This is a genomic window from Niastella soli (genome assembly GCF_017742245.1).
GTDB classification, from domain to species: Bacteria; Bacteroidota; Bacteroidia; order Chitinophagales; family Chitinophagaceae; genus Niastella; species Niastella soli.
Genome location: NZ_JAGHKO010000014.1, coordinates 161,566 through 174,681, shown reverse-complemented (window position 1 = coordinate 174,681; position 13,116 = coordinate 161,566). Strand labels below are relative to the sequence as shown.

General features: G+C 44.5%; 10 protein-coding genes. 6 read left to right on the top strand and 4 right to left on the bottom strand.

Going from position 1 to position 13,116, the window contains the following annotated elements:
* The first annotated feature begins 223 nt into the window (after positions 1–223).
* The 3 genes from J7I42_RS29730 to J7I42_RS29720 all read left to right on the top strand — a co-directional run bounded on the left by J7I42_RS29730 (position 224) and on the right by J7I42_RS29720 (position 4,202).
* Entirely contained in the window at positions 224–2,677 is a 2,454-nt protein-coding gene (locus J7I42_RS29730; RefSeq protein ID WP_209143151.1) for a TonB-dependent receptor, read from the top strand.
* A gap of 45 nt (positions 2,678–2,722) precedes the next feature.
* A complete protein-coding gene (locus tag J7I42_RS29725; protein ID WP_209143149.1) occupies positions 2,723–3,598 on the top strand; it encodes a DUF4249 family protein in 876 nt (291 codons plus the stop codon).
* Between the two features lie 178 nt (positions 3,599–3,776).
* Positions 3,777–4,202: a response regulator gene (locus J7I42_RS29720; protein ID WP_209143147.1), complete on the top strand. Its 426-nt coding sequence runs from the start codon at positions 3,777–3,779 to the stop codon at positions 4,200–4,202.
* A gap of 141 nt (positions 4,203–4,343) precedes the next feature.
* Here the strand turns inward: J7I42_RS29720 and J7I42_RS29715 are convergent, their stop codons facing one another.
* Entirely contained in the window at positions 4,344–5,783 is a 1,440-nt protein-coding gene (locus tag J7I42_RS29715) for a PAS domain-containing protein (RefSeq protein ID WP_209143145.1), read from the bottom strand.
* Between the two features lie 214 nt (positions 5,784–5,997).
* Positions 5,998–7,287 (bottom strand): tRNA (N(6)-L-threonylcarbamoyladenosine(37)-C(2))-methylthiotransferase MtaB, encoded by a 1,290-nt coding sequence (mtaB, locus tag J7I42_RS29710; protein ID WP_209143142.1) that lies wholly within the window; start codon positions 7,285–7,287, stop codon positions 5,998–6,000.
* Positions 7,288–7,512: 225 nt separating this feature from the next.
* On the opposite strand from mtaB, the gene J7I42_RS29705 reads away from it, so the two are divergent.
* The 3 genes from J7I42_RS29705 to priA all read left to right on the top strand — a co-directional run bounded on the left by J7I42_RS29705 (position 7,513) and on the right by priA (position 11,460).
* Positions 7,513–7,992: a DUF4258 domain-containing protein gene (locus J7I42_RS29705; protein WP_209143140.1), complete on the top strand. Its 480-nt coding sequence runs from the start codon at positions 7,513–7,515 to the stop codon at positions 7,990–7,992.
* A 109-nt stretch (positions 7,993–8,101) separates the two neighbouring features.
* Positions 8,102–8,848 carry a lysophospholipid acyltransferase family protein gene (locus tag J7I42_RS29700; protein WP_209143138.1) on the top strand — a complete coding sequence of 249 codons (747 nt, stop codon included), beginning with the start codon at positions 8,102–8,104 and terminating at the stop codon, positions 8,846–8,848.
* A gap of 146 nt (positions 8,849–8,994) precedes the next feature.
* Positions 8,995–11,460 (top strand): replication restart helicase PriA, encoded by a 2,466-nt coding sequence (gene priA / locus J7I42_RS29695; protein WP_209143136.1) that lies wholly within the window; start codon positions 8,995–8,997, stop codon positions 11,458–11,460.
* 75 nt (positions 11,461–11,535) lie between these two features.
* Here priA and J7I42_RS29690 read toward each other — a convergent pair whose 3' ends face one another.
* The gene (locus J7I42_RS29690; protein ID WP_209143134.1) at positions 11,536–12,243 is read right to left on the bottom strand and encodes a hypothetical protein; all 708 of its coding nucleotides are present in this window, start codon (positions 12,241–12,243) and stop codon (positions 11,536–11,538) included.
* 188 nt (positions 12,244–12,431) lie between these two features.
* Positions 12,432–13,100, bottom strand: a complete 669-nt coding sequence (locus tag J7I42_RS29685; protein ID WP_209143132.1) for an NAD(P)H-binding protein — start codon at positions 13,098–13,100, stop codon at positions 12,432–12,434.
* Positions 13,101–13,116 lie beyond the last annotated feature (16 nt).

The following is a 13,116-nucleotide window of genomic DNA, read 5'->3' as shown; positions in this document are numbered from 1 at the left end:
ATTCGTCTACCCATTTATAAGGCTGGTGTTTGGGTAGTATGGAATTTATCATGTAATATTTCTGTGTGTATTGCTACAAACTGTTTTTTCTTTGCAACGATGTATACGATTCTTGCCTCATGTGTTCACCATATCGCCTTATGGAAGTTTTTTAAAAAAATATTGTAATGAAATAGGGGTGACCATCATCCCCGTTGTCAAATATGCTCAAACCTCAATTTTTATGATTCGACAGTTGATGTGTTTTTCTCTTGTCCCGGTTTTTAATAGTAATCAAAGCCATGAATTACTAAAAAGGATTGTTGCACCATCAAACAAGGTGCTTCGGTTTTGTGTAACCTGCATGGTGCTGCTTTTTGCTATGGGCCCCTTACATGCCCAAACTTCAAAATATACCATTAATGGGTATGTTAAAGATGAAGGCAGTGGTGAAGTGCTGATCAATGCTACTGTAACCATGCAGCCTTCTGGTGTTGCGGTAATGACCAATTCATACGGTTACTATTCTGTAACCCTTCCTGCTGGTAAATATACCATGTCGATCACGTATTCAGGCTATAAAACAATTCAGAAAGAAATTGAATTGAAAGGCAATTCAACTTTTGATATTTCGCTTCCTGCCGGCGGTAAGGATATGGCGGAAGTAGTGATCACCGGTGAAAAAAGATTACGCCGTACCAATACCGTAGGTATGGGTATTCAACAATTAAGCGCCGCCCAAATTAAAAAGATCCCCGCCTTTATGGGGGAGCCTGATGTGGTAAAAGCCCTGCTCACTTTACCTGGTGTTACTACCGTGGGTGAAGGCTCTTCTGGGTTTAACGTTCGTGGTGGTAATGTTGATGAAAACCTCATCATCATGGACGAAGCGCCGGTTTACAATTCTTCGCACCTGCTGGGTTTCTTCTCTGTATTTAACCCCGATGCGGTAAAGAACGTGACCATGTATAAAAGCGCTTTCCCAGCCGAGTATGGTGGTCGTACTTCTTCTGTGCTCGATATTCGCATGAAAGAAGGAAACAACCAGAAATATCATGTGAATGGCGGTATTGGTAACGTGTTCAGCCGCGTGGCGGTGGAAGGCCCCCTGCAAAAAGACCGTTCTTCTTTTGTGGTGGCTGCCCGCCGGTCGTACATCGATGTGCTGGCCAAACCTTTCCTTAAAGAGGAAGACCGCAACAGCACCATGTATTTCTATGACCTTACTGCCAAATTGAATTATGAGTTGAACGACAAGAATACCATTTACCTGAGTGGTTATTTTGGACAGGATGTATTTGGTTTTGGCAACCAGGTAAAATTCAAATGGGGCAATACCACCGGTACTTTCCGCTGGAACCACCTGTTTAACCGCAAATTGTTCCTGAACACCAGCGTGTATTATTCTAAATATAATTACAGTCTGGCGTTTAAATCGGATGATGAAATTCAACAGGGCTACGACTGGACCTCAGACATTCAAACCTATGGTATAAAGCCTTCGCTTACCTGGTTTGCCAGCAATAAGCACACGATCAAAACAGGGGTGAATGCCATTTATTATAATTTCTACCCTGGTAAAGGTGTGGCAAACAGTGAAGGGTCAAAAAATCAGATTGAACTGGACCGCCGGTATGGTGCTGAAACAGCCGCCTTCCTGGAAGATACCTGGAAGTTAAACCCCCAATGGCAAATACAGGCCGGCGTGCGGTTGAACCGCTATGCTTACCTGGGTAACACTACGGTGTTTCATTTCAGGGATACCACCCCTAATGTGCGCAAACCGCTCGATTACGCAGAAGACGTAACCAGCAAAAAGCCGGTTAATGACTGGGTGTTCTTTGAACCACGTTTGTCATTACGGTATGAGATAAAGAAGAACACGTTCTTCAAAGCTGGGTATAGCCGCACAACACAATATTTACACCTGTTAAGTAATACGGCTTCACCTACACCGGTTGACCTATATTTCCCCAGCACCAACAATATAAAACCATCGCTGACCGATCAGTATTCAGTGGGTTTTGTTACACTGCCCAGCGGCTGGCCGATAGAGATCTCTGTGGAGACCTTCTATAAAAAGATGGATGACCTGCTGGATTATATCGATAATGCCACCCTTGACCTGAACCAACTGGTAGAAGCAGACCTGCTTACCGGTAAAGGAAAATCATATGGGGTGGAAGTGGAAATGAAAAAGGAAACCGGTAAATGGCAGGGTTGGGTGAACTATACGTTGTCAAGATCATTACGCAAGACTGCCGGCATCAGCAATGACGACTGGTACCTGAGCCGCTACGACCGTACGCATGTGCTCAATAGCTGTGTAATGTACAACAGAAGTGAAAAATGGCAGTTCTCGGCCAACTTTACCTTTGGTTCCGGTACACCTTCTACCTTCCCCGATTCGAAGTTAGATATTCAGGGAATGCCGATCCCCTATAACAGTACTAACAAACGCAACGATTTCAGACTGCCTGCTTATCACCGCCTCGATGTATCAGCAACTATGCAGGGACGCCAGGGTAAGAAAATGAAACAGGAATGGGTGTTTGGTATTTATAACGTGTATGCGCATAAAAATGCATACAGCATCTATTTCCAGCAAAACAAGGACGAGCCTGAAAAGAAAGAAGCCATCCGCCTGTCGATCATCGGCTCGCTGATCCCTTCTGTAACCTGGAATTTCAAATTCTAAGTGCTTCGCTCAACGTGAAGTCCATTCCTTCTAAAAAATAACACAATGCGAAACAAAGCAATCAAATATATCTCAGTTGTTCTGTTAGGTGCTTCTTTAACTGCCTGTGAACGGGTAATCGACCTCGATCTGCCCAATGGCAGCGGGTTCCCTTATGTGGATGCCTGGATCACCGATCAACCCGGCGTGCAAACTATCAAATTTTTAAAGGCTACTGAATATGAGACACAGAGTGCTCCTGAAGCCATCAGCGATGCGCAGATCACTGTAACAGACGTTACGACTGGTAAATCGTATCCGTTCACCTATGCAAACGGCGGGTACAATTATGATGCTGGTGCTGCCTCCATTGGTGTAGTAGGCCATTCTTATAAATTAAACATAAACTGGAAAGGTGAACAGTTTGAAGCTACAGACGAGCTGAAACGTTCTTCTATTATTGATTCGGTTACTTCTGAGTTCAAGAAAGCCGATGGTGAAGATAAAGAAGGGTTTTATGTGAAACTCTATGCGCATGACCCAACCGGTGCGGTGGATTTTACCTGGATCCGTACCTACCGGAATGGTGAGCCGAACCATTATGTAGGTGAAATGTTAAGCGCTGATGGCACCTTTGGTACTGGTGATGATCAGATCTCTGATGGCTTTGCATTTATTCCGCCTTTCCGTGATGGCGTTACCTCTGGTGAAAAACCTTATGAAAAAGGGGACGTAGTCAGGGTGTTGTTCCGCTCTTTGTCGAGACCTTCGTATGACTTTATGCAGCAGGTGCAGGCACAGTTAACCAATAGTGGATTGTTTGGTAAAGTGCTGACCAATGTACCCGCAAATGTGGTTAACCTGCAATCAACCGGTAAAACAAAGATCTACGGTTGGTTTGGTACGGTAGCAGAAATTTCAGCCACTAAAAAAGTAGAATAACCGCTTTTACAGATCAATAGGTTTGCAGGGCCAGTAGTTGTTTTGACTGCTGGCCTTTTTTATTTGTATACCTAACACATAGTTGAACATATAGATGTTTAAAAATTAATCAGATTTTAATTCAGGTTAATGGTTATCTTTATTGAGGTCACTTTAATATCGAAAAATCCGTTTTGTTATGAAGGTGAAATTGAATTGCATCTTGCTGGTTGATGATGATGAGCCTACCAATTTTTTAAACAGACTGGCTGTAGAGGAGTTGGCGTGTATCGATTACATTAAGGTCATTCCGGGTGCCCGGGAAGCGTTGGAGTATTTGTCCTGTGCCCGAAATCCGGAACCGTTAAACAGGGAATGCCCAACCCCTGAAATTATCTTTCTCGATATCAATATGCCGGCCATGGATGGGTGGGAGTTTTTAGAGAAATACGAAGCGCTGCCCGAAGCACATAAAGGCAGTATTATTGTGGTTATGCTAACTACCTCCTTTAATCCGGAAGATGAGTTAAAAGCCCGGAACATTCAATCGGTGAATGAATTCAGGAATAAACCATTGACTTCTGAAATGCTGCAGGATATTTTGAATAAGTACTTTCCTGAATAGTGTTGAGCTTTCGGTTGCTGGTTGTCGTTTACCCGGGAATACAGGAGTGTTGAACTGTATTTTTTAATCTGCAATGGAGACCCGGTACCCGGTATCAGGGAACCGGTAACCAGAGGAACTTTTGAAATAAATAGTTATACTTTATCCAGGAATTTCAATCTTAAGCAAACATCCCTTTCCCGGCGAACTGATGATCTCCATTTTTCCATCCTGCATCTCAACCCGGCTAATGATATTGTTCAATCCAATGCCGCGGTTCTTTTTACGGGTATCGAAGCCAATGCCATTGTCTTTAATATATAAGTGGACCCAGCTGCGCATGGTCTTCAATTCTATCAGTGCTTCCGTAGCGTTTGAATGTTTTAGGATGTTGTTCAGCTGCTCCTGTACAATGCGGTACATAATGAGCTTTTTGTTGTTCGACATCTCTTCAATCTGATGGTCGCTGGCTTTTATCCTGATTGTTAGGTCTGTAGAGATCGTTAAGTTCTCAATCAGTTCCAGCAGGGCTTCTTTCAATCCTATATCGCCCAGGGAGGGAGGTACAAGCGTTTTTGACAAAACGCGTATTTCGTTTATGGCTTTGGTAATGTTTTCGTAGCTCTTGCTCAAAAGTTCCTTGCGATGCTCCTCTTCATGTAACGCCATATCAACACATAACTTGGCAGTGGCCAGGATCTGGTTGATATTATCGTGTAATTCACGACCGATCTCCCGGCGTTCCTGTTCCTGGGTTTGAATGGTGACCTGGGTAATAAGCTTTTGAGTTTCTATCTGGTTGCGCACTCTTTCTTCCTGCATTTTCTTGCGCTCGGTAATATCCATCATGGCACCCAGTATTCGATAGGGCTTGTTGTGTTCGGTCTTTAAAATATAACCCCGGTCATATACAAATTTGTATACGCCATTAGCTGATCTATACCGGTATTCTTCCTGCCAGTGGTCCCGGCCCTCGCGCATACACTCCTCAATAGTTTGTAAAATTCGTTCCCGGTCATCGGGGTGAATATTCTGATGATGCCATTCAATGGCATTTTGAACGGCAGTTGACGGAAATCCGAAGATGGAAGAAATGCCTTCATTCCAAAGCACATCATTGGTACGGAGGTCCCAATCCCAAATGGTATCACTGGTGGCTTTAATAAGGGTGTTATAGCGTTCAAAATTCTCCACCACTTTTTGCAGGATCTTTTTCCGTTCAATACTATATTGAATGGTTTTGATAAGTACCTTTTCATCCAATTCATCTTTCATCAGGTAATCCTGCGCACCCAGTGAAATGGAGTGTAAGGCTACCTGCCTGTCTAATAAGCCCGATAGAACAACAATAGGTATATGACGGGCTTCAGCATTCAATCGTTCAAACGAATTGATGCCATCGCTATCGGGTAAACTCAGGTCAAGAAAAATGAGGTCGGGCTGGTGTTCGTGTACCAATAGAAGCGCATCGCCGAGTTGTTCGGCATGGTATATATTACCGGTAGAAAGCTTACTTAATTTCAAATACTCACAAAAAAGAACAAAATCACTTTCGGTATCTTCTACCACCAAGATGTTCAACGGATGGGATGCTGCGAGCATAATAAGTTTTTGAGCAGTGTAAAATGTACTACTCCAGAGCTTATAACCATGATTCCCTGTTTGTGAAAACGGGAGCTACTATTAACCGGGTGTAATCTACTTTATTTATGCAATTATATCGCATAATCATTTTCCAAAATAATACGGGAAAATGCTTATTCTATGCAAAAAATAGCTAATCTGGGTATGTCGTAATTACGCGGTTAATGGACTTTTACAGTTTCCAGTCAACAATTTGATTTACCCATTCCTGTTTGTAAGGAGCTACTACCTTTATGTAGTTGTCGGTATAACCTTCCATCATGCCGCTTTTTTCGTTTTCTTCAAACAGCACTTTACGTGTTTGTCCGGCATATTGCTGGTTAAAGTATTGGGTTTTCATGTACGACAGATTGCGCAGTTTTTTGTTGCGTTCGTGACGCACAGGTATGGGAACAACGGGACCCAGCGTAAGGGCGTGGGTGTTATCCCTTTCAGAGTAAGTGAATACGTGCAGATAGGTTACATCCAGTTCGTGCAGGAAATTGAATGTTTCCTGAAAGTCTTCTTCCGTTTCGCCCGGGAAACCGACAATTACGTCAACACCGATGGCTGCATGCGGCATCAGGGTTTTTATGAGTTTTACGCGTTCGGCATATAACTCCCGGCGGTAGCGTCTTCTCATTAATCCCAAAATGCGATTGCTGCCGCTTTGCAGGGGAATATGAAAATGCGGCATAAAGTTATTACTGTTGGCTACCAGCTCAATGATGGCGTTTGTCAATAAATTGGGTTCTATTGACGATATGCGGTACCGTTCAATGCCTTCCAGTTTATCGAGCGCAACGGCCAGCTCATAAAAATTCTCTTCCCGGTTACGCGGACTGGCAGCATCACTATTATCCTGTCCTTTGCCAAAGTCGCCCAGGTTTACCCCGGTCAATACGATCTCTTTTACGCCATTGGCGGCCAGTTTTTTTACATTGGCCACTACGCCTTCAATTAAGTCGCTGCGGCTTTTGCCCCGTGCCATGGGAATGGTGCAAAAAGAACAGTTGTAATCGCAGCCGTCCTGCACTTTTAAAAACGTGCGGGTACGATCATGTATGGAGAAGGAGGAGTGAAAGCCGTTTACGTCCTCAATATCGCAACTGCATATTTTGGCGGCATCGCCTTTGGTAAGCTCTTTTAAATGCTGGGCTATGTTGAATTTTTCAGCAGCACCCAATACCATATCCACCCCGGGGATGGAGGCAATTTCTTGAGGTTTCAGCTGGGCATAACAGCCGGTGATCACTACCAGACTTTCGGGCGATTTGCGTTGGATCCGCCGTACCAGCTGCCGGCATTCTTTATCGGCATTATCCGTTACTGAGCAGGTATTAATTACATACACATCTGCAATATTTTCGAAAGCAGTTTTCTCAAACCCTTCATTTTCAAGCATACGCGAAAGGGTGGAGGTTTCTGAAAAGTTCAGTTTACACCCTAATGTATGAAATGCCACTGTTTTTTTTGAGCCCATAGAGGCGGCAAAGATAATTAATTACACCCCAATAGGCAATAAGCAATAGATTATGATAGAAGCTGTTGTAAGTTATTTAGTTATTAGGTTCCTGAGTTGGTAAATTATCGCGGGTCTTAACCCAATAACCCACCAACCCAATACCTATTCCCTGATCATTTGCCTCCTCTTGTGCTCTTGTTAACTAGTCAACATATCAACCCTAACATCTATCTTGCTTCCCATATGAAAAGAATACTAACCAGCTTCCTTTTACTTTCTTATCTCTTAATAGCCTGCCAGCAGGCTCCCAATTCCCGGAACGACCAAACAGCGCCCGGCAATGAACATGTGCACCCCGGTAAAAAGAATAAAGGCCCTGCTGGTGAAAACACCCGTAGTGAAAATGTAGATAATCCGCGGAATGAATCTGTAAATGAAGATGTTATAGATCGTCATGCCAGTAAGCTCATATACACCAAACACGCCCGCTGCCGCATGGGTTGCCGCCATATCGATGAATCGGAAGTAAAGGAGATCCTTGAAAAAGGACGTATCAATTACCGCAAAAGTGAACCCGCTGGCCGTCCCGACCCCAAATATGCTCTGGAGGGAAGTACCCACGATGGCCAACAGGTACGGATTATCTTCGCCCCCGCCAAACGCGGTATGGTGGTTATTACCGTCATTGACCTCGACAACGAATGGAGCTGTGATTGTAAATGAGATAACTCTCATAAATTGATCTGAATCAATACTTTTTAAACGCTACTTCCGTTTCATAGAATTATTCTAACAACTGGAATTTTTCTGTCCGTACAGCTATTAAACACACATGAGAGTCCTGCGAATTATTTATTGCCTTTATGCCATAGTTCTGTTTATAGGTTGCATGCTGCTGGTCATTCCACCGGTTATTGTGGCTTCGTTTTTTGGAAAGGTGCGTGGTGGGAACTTTATTTACCGGCTCTGCGGTTACTGGGCAAGGGTTTGGTTCTTTTTAGTTGGTATCAGGCATAGTAACTTCTATGAACAACCCCACGATAAAACCAAACAATACATATTTGTTGCCAATCATATGTCCTATCTGGATGCGCCTATGATCGTATTGGCGCTTAAGCAACGGGTTCGGGCCCTGGGTAAGGTGGAAGTGTCGAAAGTTCCTCTGTTTGGGATCATATACCGCAACGCCGTGGTAACAGTCGATCGCAGCAGTGCCACCGGCCGGGCCAATAGCGTACGTATTTTGAAATCGGTGATCAAAAAGGGCATCTCTATTTTTATCTTTCCAGAAGGCACGTTTAATGAAACGGATCAACCCCTGAAAAAACTGTACGATGGCGCCTTTCGCATAGCCATTGAAACGCAAACACCTATAAAACCGCTGTTGTTCTTAGATACCTGGAAGCGGATGAATTCTTCTACTTCATTCAGTTTAACACCCGGTCGTTGCCGTACGGTGTTTTTAAAAGAAATACCGGTAACGGGGTTAACGGCCAGGGACGTGGAGTCCCTGAAACAGCAGGTGGCACAGGTTATGGAGCAGAAACTTCGCGAGTATAAGGCGGGGTGGATTGGTTAGTTGAAAGTTTTTACCCACCCCTAACCCCTCCCAGGAGGGGATTTCTTAAAACAAGCAATAACTAAACGACATTGATTGCCGAATGCCAATTGCCGCTTTGCTTCATCCCAACAACTTCCCTATAACCTTCGTATCTTGGGCCACGAATGAGCATCTCTGTTTTATTTGCCGAAGTTATTATTCCACTGGCCTTACCCAAAAACTACACCTGGTCGGTGCCAGCTGCCTTGCGCGACCAAATAAAGCCGGGTGTGCGGGTTGAGGTCATATTGGGTAAAAACAAGAAATACGCCGGGGTGGTAAAACGGCTTCATGAAGAAAAACCCGAAGCATTTGAAGCAAAGGATATCCTTAACATCCTGGATGCAGAACCCGTTATTTTCCCCGAACAACTAAAGCTGTGGGAATGGATCGCCCGGTACTACATGTGCAGCGAAGGTGAAGTGATGGCGGCCGCCCTGCCTGCCCATTTTAAATTAAGCAGCGAAACTATCCTGGTGTTCAACGAGGAGTTTGGCGACAATTTTTCTACCCTCGATCATGATGAATATCTGGTTGGGGAAGCGCTGTTGCTGAAAAAAGAACTGAAGATAGGTGAGGTGCAACAGATCCTCGATTCAAACCGGGTTTACCCGGTTATAAAAAGACTCATCGAAAAAAAAGTATGTACTGTTTGGGAAGCCCTGAAAGAAACCTGGTCGCCCAAAAAAGAGATCTTTGTTCTGCTGAACCACAAATATGATAACGAAGAGGAACTGTCTGCATTACTGAGTGATGATAAAAAACTGCAACGGGCCGAAAAACAGCTCGAGCTGTTACTGAGTTACCTGCACCTGATAAAAACGCAGGGCGAGGTAACCAAACCCGAATTGTTGAAGAAAAGCGGCGCTTCGGATGCGCAGTTAAAAGGGCTGGTTGATAAAAACATTCTGTGGCTGGAAAAACGGCAGGTTGACCGCCTGCAATACCTGCCCCGTAATATTCAAATAGATTTTGAATTAACTCCTGCGCAGCAACGGGCATTTGATGCCATTACCGAACAATTGGTAAGCAAACAGGCTTGTTTGTTGCACGGGGTCACTGCCAGTGGAAAAACACAGGTATATGTCAAGCTTATTGAACGATATATCCGCCAGGGAAAACAGGTTTTGTACCTGTTGCCGGAAATTGCCCTTACCTCGCAGGTGATACGCCGTTTGCAAAAGCATTTTGGTGGCTATATTGGCATCTATCATAGTAAATTCAACCAGAATGAACGGGTTGAGATCTGGAACAAGGTGAAAACGGGTGAATTGAAAGTTGTGCTGGGAGCCCGTTCATCGATCTTTTTGCCCTTCACCGATCTGGGATTGATAGTGGTGGATGAAGAACATGATACTTCTTACAAGCAACAGGACCCGGCTCCGCGTTACCATGCCCGTGATGGCGCTATTTATTACGCTTCGCTCTTCAATGCGAATGTGTTGCTGGGCAGCGCTACGCCTTCGGTAGAAAGCTTTTATAATGCGCAGTCCCAAAAGTATGGACTGGCCATCCTGGGCGAACGCTTTGGTGGCGTGCAATTGCCGGCCATCGACATCATTGATACCAAAAGGATGTTTGGGGCTGATAAGGACAAGATCATTATTACGCCCCCTTTAAAAGCCGCCATTGACCAGTCGCTGGAACAGGGCAAACAGGTGATCCTTTTTCAAAACCGCCGGGGTTATTCGCCTTACCAGGTTTGTCAAACCTGTGGCTGGATACCGCATTGCAAGTTTTGCGACGTTACACTGACCTTTCATAAGAACACCCATAAACTGCATTGTCACTATTGCGGTACTGTATACCCGCCCGTGCATGCCTGTCAGGCTTGTGGCAGCGATAAATTCTCCCAGCGCAACTTTGGTACGGAGCGTATTGAAGAACAACTGGAAGAAATGTTTCCCAAGGGGCGCGTGGCCCGTATGGATATTGACAGTGTGCGGGGTAAAACCGCGCACGACAGCCTGATACAGCAATTTGAACAGGGCCGGCTGGATATACTGGTAGGCACGCAAATGGTGGTAAAAGGGCTTGATTTTGAAAATGTGAACCTGGTAGGTATTCTGGATGCAGACAGCCTGTTGAGTTTTGCCGATTTCAGGGTAAATGAACGGGCCTTTCAATTAATGGAGCAGGTGAGTGGCCGTGCCGGCCGTAAAGATAAACAGGGTAAAGTGTTCATCCAGGTGTCTAATACGCAACACCCGGTATTGTATTTTGTGCAGCAACACGATTATGGGCTGTTCTACAACCAGGAAATTGAGGGACGAAGAATGTTCTTTTATCCGCCATTTGCCCGGTTAATAATGCTCACTTTAAAACATAAGTCGAAAGATGTGGTGGAAGCGGCAGCCCAAATGATGGCTTTTTCCATGCAGGGCGAGTATGGCAAGTTCCTGGTAGGCCCGGCAGAGCCGGTGGTGAACCGGGTACGCAACCAATATCTGATGGAATTGCTGATCAAACTGCCGAAAGACGGGGAGCTTATTCAACGTTGTAAACGTTTTATTCTGGAACAGATAGCCGTGCTGCACAATGATAAACGATTCCGGAATGTGGTGGTGATCCCTGATGTGGATGCTATGTAAAACAGGAAGAACTAAATAAAAATGCCCCCCGACGGTACAAGCGGGGGGCATTTTATTATCTTTTAAATTAAAGTTTTAAGCTGGAAGGTCGTTGGCCGGATTAGCTGATGAGGGTGGAGTGTCATTAGGACAAATCAGGAAACCCTTATCAACTGTTCCATTGTCAAAATTTTCATTAATGGAAGTCGCCGTTTCAACTATTTGTTGCGGGGTGAAGTCTTTGGAGCAACCACTCAATACTTCTTCACCAATGGCGAGGAAATCAGCAACGGTATTGCCTTTGAATGGCCCGCTGGCAATGATCATATTGCCCAATGCTACAGAAGACTGGCCAAAACCAGGATCAGCGTGATCGAAACCCACTGATAATTTCAGGGCAACCAGTTGTCCAACCAGTACATTTTTAAGCGAAGCCGGGTCTGTATAGCTGGCGGTTAAAACGGCGCCAGGACCACCAGTCGGTAACAGATTGGTCACAGCCTGGGCAGACGTTAATTTCACGAAATATTTGTCGCTGCAACCCACCGTTATGTACTCGCCAAATGCTGCCTGGAAATTGGCATGTAAATAAGTACCCGGATTATTTCCGGCGGGGGATGCGCCCCAGCCACCTTGTGTTTGTGTACGTAATTGTCCGCATGGAGAAGCATTGGAGACAGCGGAGGTGGAAATGGTTGAATTTAGATCAGCTTTTGCATTTTTTGCTGACATATCTTTCTGGCACGAAAAGAGAGCCGTGGCCACCATAACAGTTGCCGAAAAACGAATGAACGTTTTTTTCATAATTCAAATGTTTTACGAAGGGTATGAGAATCTTGATTAATTACTAAAGCATAAGTACATATACTTGATTGCTTTAGGTATAACGGTATATGCAAATGTAATGCCGTTTTTAATACACGACAATCGTAATATTTCGAATGTTAATATGTTTTTTAACTAATATGTTGCATGAATTGCGGTCATCGGCATCAACTGAGCAGTTCCCGCATTTCATCATATTCATACATATGCACCCCGGCTATCTCTTTGTTGGCGGCGGCTACCATTGATCTGGCCACATCGGCAGCAGTAATGGCTTTGTATTTGCGCCAGGCGCCGATCAATAGAAAAGAGAACGCTTTTACGAATACGCCGGCGATGCGTTCGCCGAAGCGAAATTCTTCTCTGTTACCTAACAAGATTGATGGACGGAAAATATGAATGCTTTCAAAGGGAAGTGCGGTCACATCCTCTTCAATACATCCCTTTAATTGAAGATAAAAGTTAGCGGCCACCGGATTGGCTCCAATTGCCGAGACCATTAGAAACTGGCTGAAACCATGCTGAACGCCCAGGCGGGCAGTAATGATGGGAATATCGTAATCTACTTTGCGGTATTCTGTTTTATTACCTTTTACTTTCTTGCGGGTGGTGCCCACGCAACAGAATATTACATCACCAATATCAATCTTGGCGGCAATATCTTTTTCATCATTAAAATTAACGACCTGAATGTCGATCTTAGAATGGTTTAGCTTAAGGGGTCTGCGAACCAATAACCTGACTTTAGTAAAGAATTCGTTTTGTAACAGTTCCTGTACCAGGTGCTGACCAATTAATCCGGTCGCTCCCAGTACAACGGCGGTTTTTCGATGCATAATTTGTTATTTTGCC